The 22,150-nt window shown below is 41.5% G+C and carries 18 protein-coding genes; 12 read left to right on the forward strand and 6 right to left on the reverse strand.

What is annotated here, in order from left to right; translation table 11 throughout:
• Positions 1–15 precede the first annotated feature (15 nt).
• From G561_RS0102330 to G561_RS0102350, 5 genes are all read right to left on the reverse strand, one after another.
• On the reverse strand, positions 16–819 hold the full coding sequence (locus G561_RS0102330) for a MipA/OmpV family protein (RefSeq protein WP_028858124.1): 804 nt from the start codon (positions 817–819) through the stop codon (positions 16–18).
• 58 nt (positions 820–877) lie between these two features.
• Entirely contained in the window at positions 878–1,624 is a 747-nt protein-coding gene (locus tag G561_RS0102335; RefSeq protein ID WP_028858125.1) for a rhomboid family intramembrane serine protease, read from the reverse strand.
• 214 nt (positions 1,625–1,838) lie between these two features.
• Positions 1,839–3,050: an alpha-hydroxy acid oxidase gene (locus G561_RS0102340; protein WP_028858126.1), complete on the reverse strand. Its 1,212-nt coding sequence runs from the start codon at positions 3,048–3,050 to the stop codon at positions 1,839–1,841.
• Positions 3,051–3,137: 87 nt separating this feature from the next.
• A complete protein-coding gene (locus tag G561_RS0102345; RefSeq protein ID WP_028858127.1) occupies positions 3,138–4,895 on the reverse strand; it encodes an L-lactate permease in 1,758 nt (585 codons plus the stop codon).
• A gap of 344 nt (positions 4,896–5,239) precedes the next feature.
• Complete coding sequence (locus G561_RS0102350; protein WP_028858128.1) at positions 5,240–5,545, reverse strand: glutaredoxin family protein; 306 nt, start codon at positions 5,543–5,545, stop codon at positions 5,240–5,242.
• A 186-nt stretch (positions 5,546–5,731) separates the two neighbouring features.
• On the opposite strand from G561_RS0102350, the gene mtgA reads away from it, so the two are divergent.
• The 5 genes from mtgA (at position 5,732) to G561_RS0102375 (ending at position 10,150) form a co-directional block, all read left to right on the forward strand.
• A complete protein-coding gene (mtgA, locus tag G561_RS0102355) occupies positions 5,732–6,409 on the forward strand; it encodes a monofunctional biosynthetic peptidoglycan transglycosylase (RefSeq protein WP_028858129.1) in 678 nt (225 codons plus the stop codon).
• A gap of 129 nt (positions 6,410–6,538) precedes the next feature.
• Complete coding sequence (gene ppk1, locus G561_RS13800; protein ID WP_037031516.1) at positions 6,539–8,758, forward strand: polyphosphate kinase 1; 2,220 nt, start codon at positions 6,539–6,541, stop codon at positions 8,756–8,758.
• Positions 8,759–8,995: 237 nt separating this feature from the next.
• On the forward strand, positions 8,996–9,166 hold the full coding sequence (locus tag G561_RS15510) for a hypothetical protein (RefSeq protein ID WP_167667693.1): 171 nt from the start codon (positions 8,996–8,998) through the stop codon (positions 9,164–9,166).
• A gap of 145 nt (positions 9,167–9,311) precedes the next feature.
• Positions 9,312–9,650, forward strand: a complete 339-nt coding sequence (locus tag G561_RS0102370; RefSeq protein ID WP_028858130.1) for a hypothetical protein — start codon at positions 9,312–9,314, stop codon at positions 9,648–9,650.
• A gap of 164 nt (positions 9,651–9,814) precedes the next feature.
• Positions 9,815–10,150 (forward strand): hypothetical protein, encoded by a 336-nt coding sequence (locus tag G561_RS0102375; protein ID WP_028858131.1) that lies wholly within the window; start codon positions 9,815–9,817, stop codon positions 10,148–10,150.
• A 278-nt stretch (positions 10,151–10,428) separates the two neighbouring features.
• Here the strand turns inward: G561_RS0102375 and G561_RS0102380 are convergent, their stop codons facing one another.
• On the reverse strand, positions 10,429–11,160 hold the full coding sequence (locus tag G561_RS0102380; RefSeq protein WP_028858132.1) for a MiaE family protein: 732 nt from the start codon (positions 11,158–11,160) through the stop codon (positions 10,429–10,431).
• A gap of 642 nt (positions 11,161–11,802) precedes the next feature.
• On the opposite strand from G561_RS0102380, the gene G561_RS0102385 reads away from it, so the two are divergent.
• From G561_RS0102385 to G561_RS0102415, 7 genes are all read left to right on the forward strand, one after another.
• Positions 11,803–14,004 (forward strand): malate synthase G, encoded by a 2,202-nt coding sequence (locus G561_RS0102385; RefSeq protein ID WP_028858133.1) that lies wholly within the window; start codon positions 11,803–11,805, stop codon positions 14,002–14,004.
• A gap of 685 nt (positions 14,005–14,689) precedes the next feature.
• Positions 14,690–15,751: a porin gene (locus tag G561_RS0102390; protein ID WP_028858134.1), complete on the forward strand. Its 1,062-nt coding sequence runs from the start codon at positions 14,690–14,692 to the stop codon at positions 15,749–15,751.
• 329 nt (positions 15,752–16,080) lie between these two features.
• A complete protein-coding gene (locus G561_RS0102395; protein ID WP_028858135.1) occupies positions 16,081–17,709 on the forward strand; it encodes a CTP synthase in 1,629 nt (542 codons plus the stop codon).
• 236 nt (positions 17,710–17,945) lie between these two features.
• Positions 17,946–18,806: a 3-deoxy-8-phosphooctulonate synthase gene (gene kdsA / locus G561_RS0102400; RefSeq protein ID WP_028858136.1), complete on the forward strand. Its 861-nt coding sequence runs from the start codon at positions 17,946–17,948 to the stop codon at positions 18,804–18,806.
• 78 nt (positions 18,807–18,884) lie between these two features.
• Positions 18,885–19,133, forward strand: a complete 249-nt coding sequence (locus G561_RS0102405) for a heavy-metal-associated domain-containing protein (protein ID WP_028858137.1) — start codon at positions 18,885–18,887, stop codon at positions 19,131–19,133.
• A gap of 102 nt (positions 19,134–19,235) precedes the next feature.
• Complete coding sequence (locus G561_RS0102410; protein WP_037031518.1) at positions 19,236–19,460, forward strand: cation transporter; 225 nt, start codon at positions 19,236–19,238, stop codon at positions 19,458–19,460.
• 232 nt (positions 19,461–19,692) lie between these two features.
• The gene (locus G561_RS0102415; protein WP_028858139.1) at positions 19,693–22,026 is read left to right on the forward strand and encodes a heavy metal translocating P-type ATPase; all 2,334 of its coding nucleotides are present in this window, start codon (positions 19,693–19,695) and stop codon (positions 22,024–22,026) included.
• Positions 22,027–22,150: the final 124 nt, after the last annotated feature.

The following is a 22,150-nucleotide window of genomic DNA, read 5'->3' on the forward strand; positions in this document are numbered from 1 at the left end:
ATTTGAGCCAAAATATTAAAATTGGTATAGAAAGCCAAGGGTGGTCTTATAATCAACTCGATCATCTACCATTGGGCTATCGCGCTGCTCATCGGCCAAAAAGTTAACAGATTGACCTAAGAATAAGTCCCAATCTTTATTAATATTATAAGTGCCATTGACACTAATATAGGGGCTGATACTTGAGTCTGGTTTATAGCTGTCTAAACTGGTTTTGTTGGCTTCTTTTTGGCTGATACCGTAGTAATACTCATTATAGTTGCTGTCTACCCACTCAAGTCCAGCACTAGGATAGATGGTCCATTTGCCTGGCGTTAGTTTCACCAGATAGCTCAGGCGTGCCACTGTGCCTTCGCTACGTCCAGTGACGTCAGTCGAGATCTGTGCTTTGAAACCGCCGATAGGGGTAGTGCGCATATAGCTTGCCCCCACTAACCCTGACCATTTTCTTTCGTCAAGTTGGGCTAAGTCACCTTTAGCATCATCAGGGTCAAAACTTGCACCACCGGGCTGTACAAATGCCAAAACTTCATTGCTGCCGTCATTTACTAAATAGGTGCCTATCTGGTTGCCACGGGCATAATATTTGCCATTATCAAAAAATATGCTAGGTAATACAGAGACGTTATTGTCATCCAAATCGTATGCGCTGTTGTTCCATCTAAGGTTAACCCCTAACTGTACCCCTAACTTTTCATTTTCGCTGGTCGATACAGTGGGAGTAGTCTCAGCTTGAGCGGAGACTGAAGCTAATGTAACTACCGCAAAAGATAGGGTAAGAGCCGCTGTGTTCAGAGGTTTACTGGTTAAGATTTTCATTGGGATACTCTTATTTTGATTAGGGGCTGGAGCAAAAAAGGGGGCTAAATTAAATTAACTATAGCCCTATCTGTAGATGTAAGTCTAGCCATAATTTATAAAATATAAGCGCAATAATAGCAAAAACTAACCAAGGTAAGGCTTTAAAAGAAGGCTTATTGTTGGGAGCCGAATAACGATAGCCTAGCATGATACCAACAGCTAGCACAGCACCGGTTATTGCTCCACCAATATGTCCTGCATTGTCGATACCAGGGACAGCAAAGCCATACATCAGGTTGATACCCATGATGATGGCCAAGCTTTTTAATTGGGGATTACCGCCTTTCGCGGGGAAGTTGAGTAAGGTTTTCTTTAGTAACTCAACCATTAATAGCGCCATGCCGATGCCCATAATACCACCTGAAGCACCTGCTGAGATGCCTGGGGCTCCGTCATTGTGGAAAATTTGCCACCAAGTCACATAGTTATTGAGTAGATTTCCGCCCACAACAGAGAGCAAGAATAGTAGTAGGAACTTAACTGAGCCAAAGGTTACTTCGGCCACTTGACCGAAGTAATACATCGCAAAGCAGTTAAATAATAAATGCATTAAGCCTATATGCAAAAAGCCACTAGTTACTAAGCGCCATGGTTCATAGCCTATGCTATAAGGCAGTGCGTTGGCTCCCCACTGTAGGAGCGACTCTAAACTCGGCTCATTAATATCGACCCCTGAGGCTATTTGGATCACAAATAATCCCACAAAGCTTAGGAGTAATAACACGGTGACGGGAGCACGGCTGAATAAAGTAGAGATAGGCATAATAATTTTTTATAACATAAGGTGCGGCTATTTTAGCATAGCTAAAGGCACAGTATGCCCCTCACCTTGTTATGTCAAATCTCTAAAAAAGTGCGTTGATAAAAACAGCTCGAAAATACCTATTTAGCATTAGCAGCAGTTTCAGCAATAACAAAATCAGCCTTAGGAATTAGCAAGCCCTTATCCTAAGGCCTCATGCACTTATATTGCTTGATTAATACCAGCGAATAGGGGCTACTTGTGGAATAGAAGTCTTTAAATATTCATAAGTACCTTTGACTAAGATGTCATCGGTAACCTTATTAATATTGGTATGGCCACAGAATGCCATGGTGATATCGCACTCATTATAAAGAATCTCTAAGGCACGGCGTACACCATCTTCACCATAGGCACCCAATCCATATAAGAATGAGCGGCCAATCATGGTACCTTTCGCGCCTAGGGCAATGGCTTTAAGCACATCTTGTCCTGAACGGATACCACTGTCTAACCAGATTTCAATATCGCTTTTTTCAGCTTGTACTGCTTGAACGATATCGGATAGACAGGCAATAGAGGAGGGCGCACCATCTAGCTGACGACCACCGTGGTTGGAGATTACCATGGCATCAGCACCACTACGGGCAGCTAATACCGCATCTTCAGGCTCCATGATGCCTTTGATGATAAGCTTGCCACCCCACATGTCTTTAATACGGGCCACATCATCCCAGCTTAGGCTTGGGTCAAACTGCTCAGCGGTCCATGATGATAAAGAGGACAAATCGCCCACGCCCTTGGCATGCCCCACAATGTTACCGAAGGTACGGCGTTTGGCGCCTAGCATGTTAAAGCACCATTCAGGCTTGGTCATTAGATTTAGGATATTAGCCAGTGTTGGCTTTGGCGGCGCTGACAGACCGTTTTTGATGTCTTTATGACGCTGGCCTAGTACCTGTAAGTCTGCGGTTAGGATTAGGGCAGAACAGTTGGCTTCTTTAGCGCGGCGGATTAAATTGGCCATGAAGTCTCTATCGCGCATGACGTACAGCTGAAACCAGAAAGGATGATTGGTGTATTCCGCCACATCTTCGATAGAGTTGATACTCATGGTAGATAGTGAAAAAGGGATGCCAAAGTCTTTGGCTGCTTTGGCTGCATGCATTTCACCATTAGCCCACATCATGCCAGTAAAGCCGGTTGGTGCGATGGCTATTGGCATACTCACCTCTTCACCAATCATGGTGGTGGCAAGATTACGGTTGTCCATATCCACTAAGACGCGTTGACGTAATTTGATACGATCAAAGTCGGTCTCATTATTGCGGTAAGTGGTCTGCGTCCATGACCCAGAGTCAACATAATCATAGAACATACGAGGTACTTTACGCTCAGCTATTCTGCGTAAATCTTCAATTTCAGTGATTTTTGATAAATCTTTCATGGTAATACACTCATCTGATGTGGGCATAGCTCAATGCCCTAGGGCTAATGAAAATTATAAAAATTATTTAAGTTAAATACTTAAGCTTTAAGAAGCGGCTGACTTACTGGTAACCGACATCACTGTTAAGAATAGGATGGGCCATATGACGGCTAATAGCCACCAAATTAAACCACCAAAGATCACTGCCATACCTAAAAATCCTGCTTGGACCACATAGTAAGTCATGGCTACTAAGGTTTTACGGATGACATAGCCTTCTTTGTTGACTAGACCCACTACTGCACAGGCAGCCACTACGTTATGAACTGAAATCATATTACCAGCAGCGCCGCCAATGGCTTGTAAAGCCACAACTTGAGCGGCAAGGTCAGTACTTAGTCCAATTTGACTGGCTGTTGACCACTGAAAGTAGGAGAACATCATATTACTAATGGTGTTTGATCCGGCGATGAATGCACCCATTGCCCCAATCCAAGGTGAAACCAAAGGCCAGGTTTGAGCAAAGGCGTCGCTAGCACTTTGTGCTAATAAGATTGGCATAGCCGGTAGCTCAGTGGCAACCTCAATACTTGAGCCAGAGTTGATAAACACTTGAACCATAGGCACAGATAGTAATAAAGCAGGTGCCGCCGCAATCATAGTTCTAGCAGAGTTTGACCAACTGCGTTTGACCTGTCCTTTATTCATGCCATAAATCCCCATGCACAATAAAGAGGTGATGACCAAAATAGTGCCTGGTGAATAAAGCAATTGTATTTTACTAGAGATGTCACTGCCGTATAAGTTGCTAAAGACAATGGTAGTAGAGTCACCGGTCAAAAATGCCTGTAGAGGCTCAATAACTCGAGTGATAATTAATAGACCAATGACGATAGCGTAAGGAGAGAAGGCTCGTAATACTGAAAACTTTGGGGCCACAGTGTTGTCAAAGTCTTCTTGTGCTAATGTGCCCAGCCACTCTTGGTCCCAGCTCTCTCTCGGACCAAAATCAAAAATCTCTTTGGGCATCAAAAAACCACGCTTGGCTGCCGGCACAATAATCAGCAGGCCAATAAAGCCGCCGACTAGTGAGGGGAATTCAGGACCTAGATATTTGGCAACTAAAAAGTAGGGAAGAGTAAAGCAAATGCCTGCAAAAAGCGCGAATGGCCATACTTTTAACCCTTCAACGAAGGATTTTTTTTCACCGAAGAAGCGGGTCAAAAAAGCACTTAAAATAAGAGGGATTAACACCCCAATTAAGGCGTGAAATAGACCGACATTAGCGGTGATTTGCAATAAATAATCTGCGATAGATAAAGGCTGAATAGAGTCAGCCAAATCTTGCTTGTTATCGATACCTGACCAAACCCCAAGTAATAGAGGGGTACCAACTGCCCCAAAAGATACCGGGGTGGACTGGATAATTAGCACCACCATAACCGCTGCCATTGCCGGGAACCCTAGTGCTAATAATAAAGGGGCGCCAACTGCTGAGGGGGTGCCGTAACCTGATGACCCTTCCACTAAAGAACAAAACAACCAAGCTACGATAATGGCCTGTATTCGTCGATCAGGCGTTATATCCATGAAGCCACGACGGATAGCCAACATAGCGCCACTTTCTTTTAGTGTATTGAGCAGCAAAATAGCCGAAAAAACGATGAATAAAATCGTTAGGGCAACTATGACCCCATTGGTGGTTGCGGCGGCTACTTGTGCAGTACCGGCATGCCATACAAACAATGCCAGTAGAGCGGTGACTAAATAAGAGGCAGTCATCGCATATTTAGCGGGTAGGCGCAGCACCACTAATAATAAGAAGACGGTTAAAATAGGCGTTAGCGCCAAAAAAGTAAACATAAAATATCCTTGTTTAACTTAGGAGTACATGCTGGGAATTGCAGTCCTTGTGTCAGCAACCTATAAGTACATATTTGGCCCAAATAAAATGCTAATAATTTAAACTAAGAACCCATACTTAAACTAAGAACCTATATCTAAGCTAAGAACCTACATTTCTAATAACCTAGAAGGAGAAGTAGGATTTATACACTCAATGCGGTTTTATTAGCTAAATCTGCTTAGATTTAAACTTTTATATTGAGTAATCACTCCTTTTATCACTTACAGTATTAAAAGGTGTGAGCATTCTATTTGTAATTATTGCCCAAGTAAACAATTGATTTATGCATCATAAAATTTTTTTATTGGTGGTACGCCATGAGATCAACGACAGAGAAGGGATAGTTTATTTGTTGCGTTGGAGTCAATACAACTGGAATGATGGTGGCAAATTGCATCATAAATGGTTCTTCAAAGTCTGCGATATCGACTTTTTTGATAGTGGTTGCTGTCACATTAGAAAATAGCCTAAGCGTATTTTCAGCTTCATCACATAAGTGGCAACCCACAGTGCCTAATAAAAACCAAGTTTTTTCAGCATTATCAGCATCAAGCTGCAGCTTAGCCTGTTGCATAATTAGCTGACGGGTAGTGGCAATATCAGTCAAAATGTTATCCTATGTGGTTAATTTAATTAATATTTAGCTATCTGGTAGTTTTTCTTTATTGCTCTTTAGTTGGCTAAGTGCCTAGTAGAGAGCCTTACATAGAAAGCCACAGAAAAGAGCGCTACCAGTCAGCGTTAAGTTAGTTTATCATTGTTTTAATTTTAACCGTTAGCCGAGTCAAAAATTATGACGGCAGTCTTTACTTTTTTTAAGCGTATCTTTTGGGCACTAATGATATTGGCCGTAGCGTTCTATCTCGCTGTCGCAGGCTTATTGTTGGTGTGGAAAACACAGCCTATTAATAACAGTATGTTCATGGTAGCCCACCGTTTGGGTGGGGGTGAAGTGAGCCAAACTTGGGTGGAGTATGACGACATTGCTAAGTCCGCTAAGCAGGCAGCTATTGTTAGTGAAGACTCCCGATTTGTGAGTCATCACGGCTTCGATATGGATGGGATTGAAGCGGCAATGAAAAAGAACGAAAGCAGCGGAAAGGTGAGCGCTGGCGGGTCGACTATCACTCAGCAATTGGCAAAAAACCTATTCTTAACTTCACATCGCTCTTACGTTCGTAAAGGACTAGAAGCCAGTATTACAGTCATGATTGAAGCTATGTGGGATAAGCGGCGTATTTTGACCGCCTATCTGAACGTGGCAGAATTTGGTAATGGTATCTATGGAATAGAAGAGGCTGCCAAATATTATTTTAATAAGCCTGCTAGTAAGCTAAATCGAGATGAATCTGCTTTGCTGATTGGTATGTTAACCAATCCTAAATACTACGAAAAAAACATGAGTAATAGGCGGCTGCGCAATAAGCAGCGAATCATTATGCGCCGTATGCATCAAGCAGTATTGCCTTAATGCCTTTGTCAGATTTGCGTAGTAAAGTATAGATAAGAGTGGTTTTTTAGCTAAATCACATTGACCACAGAATAATTGCCCTATAACCCATAGATATTACAGAGATTAAGAAAGGAGGCGAGTTGCATTATGACCACTACTACAGCCAATAAACAAAATGAGGCAAAAGACAAGCCACAAGAGACTGATACTGATAAGGCGGTAAGTAAACCAGTGACTGAACTAACCACTTTAGACTGGGAGCGTTATGAAGACGGAACTTACTCGCCAAACAGCTACATCAACCGTGAGCTATCTTGGCTGCAGTTTCATCTAAGAGTCTTAGCCCAAGCGACCAACCCACGTCATCCATTATTAGAGCGTTTATTTTTCTTAATTATCTTCTCCTCTAATATGGACGAGTTTTTTGAAATCCGTGTGGCTGGGTTAATGCAGCAGTTAAATCATGGCAATATCTCGCACAAGCCTGACAAAATGCGTCCAAGTGAGGTGCTGCTAGAAATATCAGAGGTGGCTCATAAGGCCATCGAAGAGCAGTATAAAATCTTGAATGAAGATATCTTGCCGGCGCTGGCGAAAGAAGACATTCGTTATTTGAAGCGTAATGAGCTTAATGCCAAGCAAGCTCAGTGGATGAAACAGTATTTTATTGAGCAGGTCATGCCGGTATTAACCCCGATTAGCATTGATCCCGCCCATCCTTTTCCGCGTCTAGTGAACAAAAGCCTAAACTTTATGGTGAGCCTAGAGGGCAAAGATGCTTTTGGTCGTGATATTAACTTAGCCGTCGTGCCAGCACCTCGTAGTCTACCACGCGTTATTCGTCTGCCTGATGAGCTGACTGGGGGTAAAGAGCATCACATCATGCTGTCTGCTGTGATACATGAGCATGTAGGTAAGCTATTCCCTGGTATGACTGTGACCGGGTGTCACCAGTTCCGTCTGACTCGAAATGCAGATCTTGAGTTGTCAGATGATGTAGAGGACATCGCCAAAGCCCTACAAGGGGAGCTTGATAATCGCCGCTTTGGTGACAAAGTGCGTTTAGAGGTTACTACCAATTGTCCAAAAGAGATTAGCGACTACTTGCTAAATGAATTTGGCTTGCACGATAGTCAGCTATATAGGGTTAATGGTCCGGTGAACCTAACCCGTTTACTATTTGACTTTGACATTCCTAAGTTACGTTTCCAGCCTTTCACCCATATTGTGCCCAAGGCTTTCCGACGTGAGTCGTTTGATAAAGGCGAGAGTATGTTCACCGCCATTCGCCGCGGCGATGTGTTGGTGCACCATCCTTTTGAATCCTTTAATCCTGTAGTAAATATTATTTGGCAGGCAGCCAATGATCCTAAAGTGTTGGCAATCAAACAAACCTTGTATCGCTCGGGTAAAAACTCTGAAATTGTGAAGGCCTTGGCTGCAGCCGCCAGAAATGGTAAGGAAGTAACCGCCATTATTGAGCTGCGCGCTCGTTTTGACGAAGCATCAAATATTGAAGTGGCCAATATGCTACAAGAAGCAGGCGCCGTTGTGGTCTATGGTATTGTCGGCTATAAGACCCATGCTAAGTTAATGCTTATTGTACGTCGTGAAGACAATAAGATTCGCCGTTATGTTCATCTAGGTACGGGGAACTATCACGAAGGCAATGCCAAAGCTTATACCGACTATGGATTATTTACCGCAGATCCTGATATCTCAGAAGATGTACACAAAATTTTCCAAGAGCTTACCGGTATGGGCAAAGCGGCCAACGTCAATAAGCTATTACATGCGCCTTTTACCTTACATACTCAGTTAATGTCGTTTATCGATGATGAAATCGCCAACGCCAAAGCCGGCAAAAAAGCCCATATTATTGTTAAATGTAACGCTCTAACCGAGCGTCATTTAATTGATAAGTTATATGATGCCTCACAGGCAGGCGTGAAGATTGAGCTTATTTTGCGCTCTATGAGTTGTATCCGTCCACAGGTGAAAGGTTTGTCTGAAAATATTACTGTACGCTCCATTGTGGGACGCTTCTTAGAGCATACTCGAGTGTATTATTTCTATAATGGTGGTGATGAGCGTCTGTACTGCAGTAGTGCTGACTGGATGAGCCGAAACTTATTCCATAGGGTTGAGGTGGCGTTCCCTGTCGAGGATCGCAAGTTATTTCAGCGGGTTTATCAAGATGGCTTAATTAGCTATTTAAAAGACAATGTTCAAGCTTGGGAATTAAAAGGGGATGGCAGTTGGCAGCGGGTTCAACCTAAGCCAGGTGAAGCACCGTTTATTGCCCAAGATTATCTGCTGCAAAAGATTAACAATGTCTCAGATATCGTGACACACCCATCTCGATAGTATTAATTCAAATTAAAAGCTTGATCTAACATTAAAAAAGCAACTTTGGTTAACAAAGTTGCTTTTTTTTCAACATAAATAAACACAATGATACGTGTTACTAGTAGTTTATTAGCCCTAACCGCCTATATGATAATAAGCATAAGTAATAAAAGGTGATAACAATATAGATTCTTTATATCACTATTTATAGGTGATTTTAAGAATTGAAACTGTTGAATTTAAAAGGAATATAATATGAGTAACGATAACAATAAAACTGACATTGAACAAGCAGTAGAAAAAGTTAATCCAAGTGAGGTTAAGGAAAATCTAAATTCTACCGATTCTAAAAATACTGACTCTGCGAATTTGTCAAAAAATGAAGAAACGCCGTTTATTGACGATGAGTTACGTACAGATAAATAGGTGGTAAAGTTTTAGCAGTAATTTAAAGAGTAGTTTTCATAGAATTTTGCTAAAGATAATTAACTAAATTCCATATAAAAACTAAGCTCCATATAAATAAGCTCCATAAATATTCTAAATCTATAACTATTATAAAGAGAAAAATATGTCTATTAATCAAACCATAAAAGTAGTTGATAATAATAATCGTAGCCTGAAGGACGAAGCTCAAGTAGAAGATGAGCGTAGATTACAGGCTGATCCTAAACAAGCGCCTTCTATCGACCAGAGTGCCGATACTGAGACCAGTGACAAAGGTAATCTAGAGCCTGGCAATTATGAAGGCCGAAAGCATAAGCCTGAGATTGATGGACCACAACAAGCGTCGCAAGAAACCGATGATGTTTATGATGAAGGTCGTGAAAATGATACCAATCTTCCTCCAGCCGGTAAGAATGTAGGGGATTTAAATGCTTATGACTTAGGTCGACATGATAAAGATTAGATCTTATTGTAATTAAAATTTAAGGTTTAGTTTTATCTCAAACTAGTCGTATTTAAATTCGCTTTTATATCATTAACCCATTGGCTGCACTATAACTTAATGTATTTAGCTTTGATATTTATCAGTTAAAATTCATTTGAGTAGTGTGAAATTAAGGAAGAATTATGCAAACTAAAGACCCAAACCTAACAAAGACGCCTATCAATAAATCAACAGCTTCGGATGAAAAGAAGTCCGAGCAGTATTCAGAGACACTAGAGAATAAAGGTACTGAAACTCTTAAACATGAGTACATCGATAGTGAGCATGTCAAGGAAGGGGACAACCCTGCTCGTCAACCGGACAGACGAGATCAACAGGGTAATACCCCTTTTGATGATAATGTGAATGAAAATACTAGGGGTACTGAGCGCCCACAAAGCGAAGAAATAACTGATGCAAATCGTTATGCTACGGTAGATAATGCACAAACTCGTGTGCTTAATGAAGATCTTAAGTAAGCGGCTTATTTTAGATAAGTTACCTATTTATATATTTGAGAGATTTCAATTGCTGTTTCTAAGTTATTAGTAATTTCTCTAACCGTAATAATAAGGCCTACTATATATAGTAGGCCTTATTATTATTTCTAAGCTGCTCATTAAATAGATGGCTATTTATCTATCTATCTATCTATCTATCTATCTATCTATCTATCTATGGTCTACTCCCGCCATTAACCAATTATTATATCCAGTATTGGTTAACCAGTATAATTAGCCAGTCACAAAGATAGTTTCTAAGCTGGCACCCCACTATGAAAGCGTAATTCGTTATCTGGACTAGTAATTAATTCTGCTTCTACTTCTTTGAAAAAAGCAATCCGCTGATCTACATTCATGGTGTCCTCATCGGTATTGATACTGCCGTTGGTGGCTTTTGATAAGGCTTCTAAATCGACACTCGAACCTTTTTTAGGCTCTAGTGAGCGTGCGAGAGTGATATAGTCTTCATAATGACGGCTTTCAGACTTGAGTAGATAGCGGTAATATTTTGCTAAACGCTCATCATCGACCACTTCACTTAGGGCAGCAAAACGCTCACAAGATCGAGCCTCAATAAAAGCGCCGATAATCAGAATATCAATCATGGCTGCTGGCTCATAAGTGCGCTTGTGCTTCAACATACCCTTGGCATAGCGGCTGGCGGGTAAATGACGCCATTTTTGACCGCGCTCTTCCATAATTCCCACCACCTGCTCATAGTGCAGCATTTCCTCACGAATTAACTGTGCCAATTTCATCTGTAAATCTTGATGGAATTCATAACGAAATATTAAGTTCATCGCGGTGCCAGCCGCTTTTTTTTCACAGTTGGCATGATCTTGGATGATAGTGGGCAAGTCATTGACGGCAGCCTCAAGCCAAGCTTTTGGGGTAGGGGCTCCCAAAAACTCATGGATGTGTGAGATGTCTGTTTTAGCAGGAGCAGTCACGGTGTTGTTTTGGTCGTTAAGAAGGTCGTCACTCATAATAGGGCTCGTTTATTATTTGACCAAGCGAAATAGCAGGTGCAAATCAATAAGGTTGTGTTTTATTTAGGTTGAAAGTTTATTCAGGTTAAATAGCATTCAGGTTAAATAGTATGCAGGTTAAATAGCATTCAGGTTATGGGAGATGAAGTTAAAATACTATTGTAACAAATTAGGGATAATATATTAGGCTGAGTTATGGTCCCAGCTTTTAATATAATAGCCGATTTTATGAGTCTGAAACTTACCTCAATAGGGCGATATTAACAGCCATAAACATCTTTTGTTACAGCTATAAACTGTCAATTAATAACAAAGAACTGATAAGTTCTCTAAAGAAATATTAGCTAATATGTTGATAATAAAGGGTTTATAGGGGACTATCAAGGCAGTAAAGACCAAACATTTATTTAAGAAATGAGGGTTTCTTGTTTATTTATCTCAATGATAGTAGTATGAAGAAAGACGGCCCCCTAGTGGGTCGTTAATCAGTATAAGAGTGTATTTCAGCTATGGATATAGTACTAATTTGTTTCAATAAAATTAATAATAACTAGCCTAAGTCTGTTTGTGTATAGGGTAGGCTTACAGGAAACACTGAAGACACTGATTAATTCATTCACCAACAAAGGATCATATGGTATGAGTAACTCTGTTAATAACAATGAAAATCGCGTTCAAAAAGGCATCTTAGCCATTGATAGCCAACTTTATAATTTTATTGAAAATGATGTGCTACCCCGTGTTGGTGTGGAATCAGAGGCTTACTGGTCTAACTTTGAAGAGATTGTTAAAAAGTTCACCCCACGCAACAAAGAGCTTTTAGCCAAGCGTGATGAGCTACAGGCCAAAATCGATCAGTGGCACTTAGACAACCCAACCAAAGATGGCGAAATTGACTATCCAAAATACAAAGAATTCTTAACTGAAATTGGCTACCTACTGCCAGAAGGGGATGACTTTGAAGTTTCAACAGAGAATGTTGATCCTGAAATCGCTAGTATCCCTGGTCCACAGCTAGTAGTACCTGTTCGTAACGCCCGTTATGCATTAAACGCAGCCAATGCTCGTTGGGGTAGTTTCTATGATGCTTTATATGGTACTGACGTAATCGATACCGCTGATGGTAAAGACAAAGGCAGTAGCTATAATCCAAAACGTGGTGAAGCCGTTGTGGCTTATGCCAAAGCTTTCTTAGATGAGAACTTCGCACTGGCGCAAGGCAGCTACACAGAGGTTACTGGCTTTAGCGTTGAGGGCGGCGAATTAAAAATTGCTCAAGGTGATAACACGACTACATTAGCCGATACTGCTCAGTTTGTGGGTTATGTGGGTGAAGAGAGCAATCCAAAAGGTATCTTATTAAAGAACAATAACTTACACGTTGAAATCCAAATTGATGCCAACCATCCAGTGGGCGAAACTGACCCAGCTCATATCAAAGACGTGTTATTAGAGTCAGCGATCACTGCTATTCAAGACTGTGAAGACTCAGTAGCTGCTGTTGATGCTGAAGAAAAAGTAGAAGCTTACCGCAACTGGTTTGGTTTAATGAATGGCGACTTAACTGAGACCTTCACTAAAGGTGGCAAAGAGTTAACTCGTAAACTAAATCCAGATCGTGAATACACCACGCCAGACGGTGGAAAGCTGGTATTACCAGGTCGTGCGGTATTGTTAATCCGTAACGTGGGTCACTTAATGCAAAACCCAGCGATATTGGTAGATCTAGGCGAAGGTCAAGAAGAGATCTTCGAGGGCATCATGGACGCCTTGATAACGCCACTATTAACTATCAATGACATCAAAGGTAAGAATGAGCGTTCAAACTCTCGTGAAGGCTCAATGTACATCGTTAAGCCGAAGATGCATGGTCCGGAAGAAGTTAAATTCGCTAACGAATTATTCGCAGCGGTTGAAGATGCCCTAGGTTTACCACGTAATACTCTAAAAATGGGTGTTATGGATGAAGAACGTCGTACTACTGTAAACCTAAAAGAGTGTATCCGTCAGGCTAAAGAGCGTGTGATCTTCATCAACACCGGTTTCTTAGACCGTACAGGTGATGAGATGCATACTAGTATGAATGCTGGTGCTTTCGTACGTAAAGGTGATATGAAGTCACAAGCTTGGTTACCAGCTTATGAGCAGTGGAACGTAGATATCGGTATCGAGACCGGCTTAATTGGCCGTGCTCAGATCGGTAAAGGTATGTGGGCAAAGCCTGATGAAATGAAAGAGATGGTTGAGACTAAGTCTAATCATCCTCAAGCTGGTGCAACGACTGCTTGGGTACCTTCACCAACAGGCGCAACCCTGCACAGTATTCATTACCATCAAAACAACGTAAAAGAGATTCAAGAGAAATTCAAGAGCCGTGAGCGTGCTAGCTTAGATGATATCTTGACCATTCCATTAGCCAAAGACACCAACTGGAGTGACGAAGAGAAGCGTCAAGAGCTTGATAACAACGCACAAGGTATCTTAGGTTATGTTGTACGCTGGGTAGATCAAGGTGTGGGTTGTTCAAAAGTACCTGATATCAATAACGTTGGTCTAATGGAAGACCGCGCAACGCTACGTATCTCAAGTCAGCACATCGCTAACTGGTTACATCATGGCATCGTAACTGAAGAGCAGGTTATGGAGTCTATGAAGCGTATGGCCAAAGTTGTAGATGAGCAAAACTTAGGCGATCCTAACTACATGCCTATGGCTGATAACTTCGACAACTCAATCGCTTTCAAAGCCGCTTGTGACTTAGTATTCAAAGGTCGTGAGCAGCCAAGTGGTTATACTGAGCCATTACTACATGCTGCCCGCTTAAAGCTAAAAGCGCGCTAAGCTAACTAGAGAAGAGGGCTGTATATAGCTTGTCTTAATCTATAGCTAGCTATCTTTGATCTTTATATAGTTTTAGCAAAACCGTCCTAATTCTCCCTTTGGCGTATGTGATATACGCCTTAGGGTTTTTTATTGCCTGTGCTAAACGCTGTAATCAATTGCCTTGAGGTTAGGGACTTATACTAAAGCCAAGGGTCAATTGTAGCTATATAAGTTAGGTGCAGGTATCTGTTAATATCAGTTAGTAGCTGTTTTAAGCCCAAAATTCTATTTTGGCTGAGTTATCAAGAGAAGCTACATAATTTTTTTAGCATTAATTTCTTTAAGTGTATCAATTAGTTAAATGATATCTATAGCAATATCCGCAATAAAATTGCTGAAATAAATGTTGCAAATTATTTCAAAGTTGATATCCTTAGGTTCAAAGTATGAGTTTGGTTAGTGATGTAACAGAACTATTAACTTAGTTTTATCTTGTATCGTTATATTAGTAAGCGAATAGATAAATTTAGTTACTCATTTAACACATATGTCACATAATGTTGCCATAATCATATTTAAGTCAGTTCTAACTAATTTTGTCTCTTTTTTAGATACAAGTGAAGTTTAGATCTTTATGGAAGAAACTGGGCGTTAGCTTGTTAGGGCAGCCCATAACTAAAATTGTATAGTGGAGATTTACCCCATGAAAAAACTACTTTTAGCATCAGCTGTTGCTGCTCTATCTGTATCTGCGGCTAACGCTGCTCCTACCGTTTACGGTAAAATCTTTATGACAGCTGATTACGTTGATGAAGAGCATAAAGGTATAAATCATGATGAAAATGGTGTTGAAATTAACTCTCAAAGTTCACGCTTAGGTCTTAAAGGTTCAGAGCCATTGAGTGCTAACACTGATATTATCTATCAATTAGAGTACAAAATTGATGTTGATAATGATAATGATGACCAAACTTTCAAAAGTCGCGACACTTTCTTAGGTGTTAAAAACAACACATTTGGTGAGTTCCGTGTTGGTCATAACCAGTCAACTACTGACTACATCAATAACGTAGTTGTTAACGAAGGTTATTGGGATAACTTAGGTGATACTGATCTTGGTGATAACAAAATCCGTCCTGTAAATATGGCAGACAGTGGTCGTATTAAGAACTCTGTTGTATGGAAAGCACCAAAATTTGATGGTATTCCATTAGAGTTTGCTGCTATGTATGCCAATGATGATAACTACGCTGGTGAGAAAAACAGCGGTTGGGGTGCCTCATTAATGTTTGATCAAGGCGCTGGCTATACTCTTGGTGTTGCATATGATGATGATGTAAACCTTAAAGAAGGTAGCTTGATCCGTGGTACTGCTACTTTAGACTTAGCTACTTTCAACTCAGGTTTCCCTGTAACGCTAGGCGCTTTATATCAAGAAGCTGACTATGATGATGGTAAGAAAAAAGAGAAAGGTTATATCATCAGTGCGGAAATGGGTCTAACTAACTTTGCTAAGCCAGCGGCTATCTATACTCAGTACAACAACACCTCTAACCTAGGTGGTGTTAAAGATTTTGATTCAGATCAAATCGTTGTGGGTGGTAAGTACTACTATCAGAAAAACATGATTGCTCATGCTTACATTGGTCAAAACGATGCTGACAATGTTCCTGGTGTTATTCGTGACACTGCAGGTAACTTAACAAGTGTTAAAGGCGATGGTAAAGTATTCGCAGTTGGTGCTGGCCTAGAATACAAATTCTAATTTAATTTAGAATCTTATTCTCAAAAAGCTCATCCCTTCGGGGATGAGTTTTTTTATGGGTCAAAACTTTAAATTAGCAATGAGGGTTAAAACCATACCTATTTTCATGCGTCCAAACATCAAGAAACTGTTACACTATGCCCCTGACAAATGTTGTGTATTAATATAGTCAGGCTCAAATCTGAAGGTTTTTTGATGATTGTATCGACATCTCCTACCTATCTAGTTGCAATCTCAAAGTTAATATAAAGTCAACCCTGTAAATTCACCCTCAAATTTAGTAAAATCTCTTTTTACCAACTTGCGACTGTCGCATTAAGACTAAAACTATGACTAAATTTATATTTGTGACCGGTGGGGTTGTGTCCTCACTAGGTAAAGGTATTACCGCAGCCTCTTTAGCGGCCGTATTAGAAGCGCGTGGCCTAAAAGTTACCATGACCAAAATGGATCCTTACATCAACGTTGATCCAGGTACCATGAGCCCCTTCCAGCACGGTGAAGTATTTGTCACTGAAGATGGTGCTGAAACGGATTTAGACCTAGGGTATTACGAGCGCTTTTTACGCCACTCAAAAATGAGTAAAACCAACAACTTTACCAGTGGCCGTATCTATCAAACTGTATTGAATAAAGAACGCCGTGGCGATTATTTGGGCGGTACAGTACAAGTTATTCCGCACATCACTGATGAGATCAAACACCGTATCCGCGCCAGTGGTGAAGGTCATGATATCGCTATTATCGAAATTGGCGGTACTGTAGGTGACATTGAATCACTACCGTTTATGGAAGCGGTCCGTCAGATGCAAGTTGAGCTAGGCCGCAATCGTGCCATGCTTATGCATTTGACCTTAGTGCCTTATATCTCAAGTGCTGGGGAAACCAAGACCAAGCCTACTCAGCATTCAGTAAAAGAGCTGCGCTCAATCGGCTTACAGCCAGATGTATTGATCTGTCGCTCTGAGCATGCCATTGGGGAGGACAATCGACGTAAGATTGCTCTATTCACCAATGTAGAGGAGCGTGCGGTTATCTTATGTGAAGATGCCGATACTATCTATCAGATTCCACGTACTCTACATGAGCAAGATCTAGACGATATTATCCTAGAGCGCTTTGGTATCGAGGCACCAGAAGCCGATCTATCAGATTGGGATAAAGTGGTTGAACGCCTGTTAAATGCTGAGGGTAAAGTGACTGTAGCTATCGTAGGCAAATACGTAGAGCTACCCGATGCTTATAAATCAATTAACGAAGCTTTATTGCATGCCGGTATTACTCATAAGACCAAAGTTGAGATTAATTACGTCGATGCTGAAGCGTTAGAGACTGATGACAGCCTAATGCAGCCACTACAGCAAGCTGACGCTATTTTGGTACCAGGTGGATTTGGTGAGCGTGGTAAACTGGGTAAGATGCGTGCCATCACTTATGCCCGTGAAAATAATGTGCCTTTCTTAGGTATTTGCTTGGGTATGCAGCTGGCAGTTATCGAATATGCGACCAATAAGTTAGGCCTAAGAGCAGACTCAACTGAGTTTGACCGTCAAGCCGAAGAACCTATTATCGGTCTAATCACTGAGTGGTTGGACGAAAAAGGGGAGTTACAAGTTCGCAATGATGACTCAGACCTAGGCGGTACCATGCGTTTAGGCAGCCAAAAGGCCGAATTGGTAGAAGGCTCCAAGCTACATCAAATCTATGGTTCTAAGATTATCACTGAGCGTCACCGTCATCGTTATGAGATGAATAACCGCTATATTGAGCCATTAGAAGCAGCGGGTATGAGCATTTCAGGCTACTCGGCCAAACAGCATTTGGTTGAGTCAGTAGAGATTGCTGATCATCCTTGGTTTATTGGGGTACAATTCCACCCTGAGTTCACCAGTTCACCACGAACAGGTCATCCTTTATTCGCAAGCTTTATTGAAGCGGCAATAAAAAACCAAAAGTAAGCTCATAGCAGTTAGTAACTGGCTATTAGTGAATTATAAACGAGTTATAATCAAGTTATAGGATTGATAATCCGTTTTACAAAAAGAGGTTGGGCTATCCTAACCTCTTTTTTGTTTCTTAAGCTAAGTTTGGTGTTTTGTACATAAGGTTTGTATTTGAACTAGCATGTACTACAATCACTATATTGCATCGCCCTTTATGGTTAAAAACTTTGGATAATAAAAAAGAGACCTTTATGACTGCATTAACTAAAGCACAATCACAAATTCAGTTAAATGATATTAGCATCGCCAATGATAAGCCTTTTGTGCTATTTGGTGGTATGAACGTTTTGGAGTCAAAAGAACTGGCTTTTGAAATTGCCGAGGGTTACATTGATATCTGTAATCGTTTGGGTATTGGCTATGTCTTTAAGGCAAGCTTTGATAAAGCCAACCGTTCTAGCCTAAATTCATACCGTGGTCCAGGCCTAGAAAAAGGCGTCGACTGGTTGGGTCAAATCAAAGAAAAATATAATGTACCAATCATTACTGATGTGCACGAGCCATACCAAGCCGAGCCAGTGGCTGAAGTGGCCGATATCATTCAGCTGCCAGCTTTTTTAAGTCGCCAAACAGATTTGGTACAAGCTATGGCTAGAACTGGGGCTATTATTAATGTCAAAAAAGCACAGTTTTTGGCCCCACATGAGATGCGCCATATTATCAATAAGTGCTTAGAGGCAGGCAATGATAAAGTGATTCTTTGTGAGCGTGGCACCTCTTTTGGTTACAATAACCTAGTGGTAGATATGCTTGGCTTTGATACTATGAAAAAGATGGATGTGCCAGTTTTCTTCGATGTGACACACAGCCTACAGCAGCCTGGTGCACGTAGTGATAGTGCTGGTGGCCGCCGCGAGCAGATTACTACCTTGGCTCGTGCGGGCATGGCAACAGGTCTTGCAGGATTATTCTTAGAAGCGCATCCAGAGCCAGAATTGGCAAAGTGTGATGGTCCTTGTGCGCTGCGAATGAGCCAATTAGAGCCATTTCTAATGCAGCTAAAGCAAATTGATGAGTTGGTAAAAGGCTTTAGCGTGCTGGACACTCATTAATGTTATGTTGCTAGCAGACAGCTAATTATCAAATTAAACAACTAAAATTAATAAAAATAACAGCTTAGAGGGGGCGGTATGGCCATTCAACAAGTCCAGTTTAGTATTAAAAATATTGACGATGCTGAAGGTATTCAAGGCGTTATTACTGCCTTAAAAAATATCGACGGTGTTCAATCAGCCGAGCTGTCCCCCGAGACTGATACAGGTATTGTGCAATTTGAAGATACCAAAACCTCTATCCATGCCATTAAGGCGGCCGTTAGTATGGTAGATTATGTTACTCAGCCTTTTCCAGTGGATGCTCCTGCCAATCCAAAGAATTAGTAACTTCAATCGCTATAATAATTTTGAACTGCCTTATAGTAGAGGATAAGCTACTTAGCAGAAAATAAGCTAAAGCTATAAAAAAATCATAAGGAGTATATAATGAGTATCGAAACTCGTGTTATCAATATCGATGGTATGACTTGTGGTGGCTGCGTAAAAAGCGTTGACAGTGCTTTAACACAGCTTAATGGGGTGCAGTCAGTAGAAGTAGACCTAGAAGGCAATAAAGCTGCAGTGACTTATGATTCCTCAGCAGTAGCCGTTGATGCTATAGTAGAAGCCATTGAAGAGGCAGGCTTTGATGCGGCTATTGCAGGTGAATAAGCCAAAAGGGTTAATAATTGCGTTTCATTAACTCAATAAGCCAGCTTTGTGCTGGCTTTTTTTATTTTAAGTTTTTTATTTTAAGTTTTTTATTTTAAGCTTTTTATTTTATAAATCAAAAAAAGCTAGCAGACAGTTATCCCTTGCACCCATTGATTATGTACCGCTTCCTGTCTAGAATTCTTCGCGAGTTACTTCTTTTTATTTCTACTTAGTTAACCTTGGTGTTGTCATGTCCACTTCGCAAGCTACAAATAACGATAATAACAATCAAAATAATGCTAAAACTAAACCGCCAATTGCGACTGAAAACTTGGCGAAGACTCAGTTCCAAATTGAGGGTATGTCGTGTCAAGCGTGTGCCACTCGTATCGAAAAAGTTTTGAATAAAAAACCAGCCATTGACTCAGCAAGCGTTAGCTTCGCTGGTGAGACACTGAACGTCTCTTATGATGCCAGTCAATCCAGTGCTGAGCAGATTAGCGAGTGGGTACGCAAGACAGGATTCACAGCTGTACCTATGGCGGATAACCAAATCCCTCAGGCGGCCGATAAGTCTATGGATTGGCGATTGGTGCTAATCTGGATTTGTATGATTCCTTTTTTGATCGGTATGGCAGGAATGATGCTGGGCCAAGGTATGAGCTGGATGCCGCCATTATGGATACAGTTTGTATTGGCCACTTTTGTTCAGTTGGGGCTGGCCGGTCCTTTTTATCGTAGTGCTTGGGCCTCTATCAAAGGCGGCCTGGCTAATATGGATGTGCTAGTGGTGATCGGGACAGTGACCATCTGGGCTTATTCTACTTTTATTTGGTTAGAGAGCTTAGGGGTTAATCTATTAGATAGCAGTAGTTTTGCCTTAAGTTGGTCAGATATTACCAGTCATAGCGCGGCTCATGTTCCAGTATACTTTGAGGCCGGTGTGATGATTATAGCCTTTGTTAAGCTAGGCAAGTACTTAGAGCAGCGTACCAAGAAGCATAGCCTAAATAGCATTAATATGCTGCTAGAGCTGACGCCTACCACGGTGGAGAGATTGGTTGCTGTTAAACCGCAGCAAGCAACACAGCTTGAGAACAGTGATGCAGAATTAAGCTTTGAGCAAGTAAATTTAAATGAAGTACAAAAAGGCGATGTACTGCGTGCCAAGCAAGGCTCACGAGTGGCAACAGATGGGGTGGTTATATCAGGTGAAGGCTGGTGTGATGAAAGTCACTTAACAGGCGAGTCGATTCCGGTTACCAAAAATAAAGGCGATAAAGTACTGGCCGGTGCCATGGTAGAAAACGGTAGCCTGAATTATCAAGTTACTGCGAAGGGCAGTGACACTCAGCTAAGTGATATGGTGAAGGCGCTGAGTGAGGCTCAAGGCAGTAAAGCCGATCTGGCACGCTTAGCAGATAAAGTAGCGGCGGTATTTGTGCCGGTAGTAGTACTTATTGCCTTGGTTACTTTTGGGCTAACCTTATCTATCACAGGGACAATGGATAAAGCTGTTTTGCATGCGGTATCAGTACTGGTCATTGCTTGTCCTTGTGCGCTAGGACTGGCTACTCCAGCGGCGATTATGGCCGGCATGGGCGTGGCGGCTCGTCATGGGGTGTGGTTTAAAGACGCTCAAAGCTTAGAGATGGCCGGTAGTGTGGATACAGTTGTATTTGATAAGACCGGTACTTTGACCAAAGGCAAGCCGCATATTGTCGACTCAATGATGGTCAACAAAGAAATTAAAGCAAATGATGTGCTGCAGCTGGCGGCAAGTGTTGAAGTCCATGTCAGCCATCCTTTAGCGACAGCTGTGGTGAATGCCGCTCAGGCCAAAGACTTACCTCTGCTTGCAGCGGGTAAAGTGGATGTGGTATCTGGGCTTGGGGTAAAAGCTGATATAGAAGGCTTTGGTGAGGTAAAAGTAGGTACTGCTGAATTTGTGGGCTTAACTCTACCCAAAAAACTGCCTAAAGTTTGGCAGATAGCCAGCACTATTGCAGTTAGTGTTGAGGGAATACCGCTTGGCATGTTTGCTTTGGCCGATGAGCTAAAAGAAGAAAGCCCTCAAGCCGTTCAAGCCTTAAAGCAAGATGGTTTAGAGGTGGTGCTACTAAGTGGTGATAAACCTTTAGTGGTGCAGCAAGTTGCTGACGATTTAGATATCAAAGTGGCTCATGGTCACTTTAAACCTCGTGATAAAGCGCAGTGGATTGAGGCGCATCAAGCGGTGGGCCACAAGGTAGCCATGGTAGGGGATGGGGTCAACGATGCACCGGCTATGGCCACGGCCTATGCCAGCTTCGCTATGCTAGAGGGGACAGAAGTAGCCAAACACAGCGCATCAGCCAGATTAATGGGTGACTCAATTATGCAGGTACACTCAGGGGTTGATATTGCCAAAGCCACAGTGCGTAATATTAAGCAAAACCTATTTTTTGCCTTTGTTTATAACTGCTTAGGGATTCCATTAGCAGCGTTTGGTTTACTTAACCCGATGATTGCTGCAGCGGCAATGGCATTAAGCTCAATTTCGGTATTAATGAATGCTCTGCGCTTGACCCGTCACAAGGTCTAACTTGTAGCAATAATTGCTGGGGCTTATGTTTTTGGTAAATGCTGCTCAATAAGCCCTTTTATTTGTAGATAATTGCTTGGTAATGGATTTGAAACATCCAAGATTTTTGGAATTTGTGCTATCA

Origin of the sequence: Psychrobacter phenylpyruvicus DSM 7000 = NBRC 102152 (genome assembly GCF_000685805.1) — a bacterium.
Taxonomy (GTDB): Bacteria; Pseudomonadota; Gammaproteobacteria; order Pseudomonadales; family Moraxellaceae; genus Psychrobacter; species Psychrobacter phenylpyruvicus.

Bases quoted from the DNA above. Each gene is read 5' to 3' on its own strand.
- G561_RS0102345 (WP_028858127.1), bottom strand. From the start codon at position 4,895: ATGTTTACTTTTTTGGCGCTAACGCCTATTTTAACCGTCTTCTTATTA.
- G561_RS0102405 (WP_028858137.1), top strand. From the start codon at position 18,885: ATGGCCATTCAACAAGTCCAGTTTAGTATTAAAAATATTGACGATGCT.
- G561_RS0102410 (WP_037031518.1), top strand. From the start codon at position 19,236: ATGAGTATCGAAACTCGTGTTATCAATATCGATGGTATGACTTGTGGT.
- G561_RS0102330 (WP_028858124.1), bottom strand. From the start codon at position 819: ATGAAAATCTTAACCAGTAAACCTCTGAACACAGCGGCTCTTACCCTA.
- G561_RS0102385 (WP_028858133.1), top strand. From the start codon at position 11,803: ATGAGTAACTCTGTTAATAACAATGAAAATCGCGTTCAAAAAGGCATC.
- G561_RS0102395 (WP_028858135.1), top strand. From the start codon at position 16,081: ATGACTAAATTTATATTTGTGACCGGTGGGGTTGTGTCCTCACTAGGT.
- G561_RS0102375 (WP_028858131.1), top strand. From the start codon at position 9,815: ATGCAAACTAAAGACCCAAACCTAACAAAGACGCCTATCAATAAATCA.
- G561_RS0102380 (WP_028858132.1), bottom strand. From the start codon at position 11,160: ATGAGTGACGACCTTCTTAACGACCAAAACAACACCGTGACTGCTCCT.
- G561_RS0102370 (WP_028858130.1), top strand. From the start codon at position 9,312: ATGTCTATTAATCAAACCATAAAAGTAGTTGATAATAATAATCGTAGC.
- ppk1 (WP_037031516.1), top strand. From the start codon at position 6,539: ATGACCACTACTACAGCCAATAAACAAAATGAGGCAAAAGACAAGCCA.
- mtgA (WP_028858129.1), top strand. From the start codon at position 5,732: ATGACGGCAGTCTTTACTTTTTTTAAGCGTATCTTTTGGGCACTAATG.
- G561_RS15510 (WP_167667693.1), top strand. From the start codon at position 8,996: ATGAGTAACGATAACAATAAAACTGACATTGAACAAGCAGTAGAAAAA.
- kdsA (WP_028858136.1), top strand. From the start codon at position 17,946: ATGACTGCATTAACTAAAGCACAATCACAAATTCAGTTAAATGATATT.
- G561_RS0102415 (WP_028858139.1), top strand. From the start codon at position 19,693: ATGTCCACTTCGCAAGCTACAAATAACGATAATAACAATCAAAATAAT.
- G561_RS0102340 (WP_028858126.1), bottom strand. From the start codon at position 3,050: ATGAAAGATTTATCAAAAATCACTGAAATTGAAGATTTACGCAGAATA.
- G561_RS0102335 (WP_028858125.1), bottom strand. From the start codon at position 1,624: ATGCCTATCTCTACTTTATTCAGCCGTGCTCCCGTCACCGTGTTATTA.
- G561_RS0102390 (WP_028858134.1), top strand. From the start codon at position 14,690: ATGAAAAAACTACTTTTAGCATCAGCTGTTGCTGCTCTATCTGTATCT.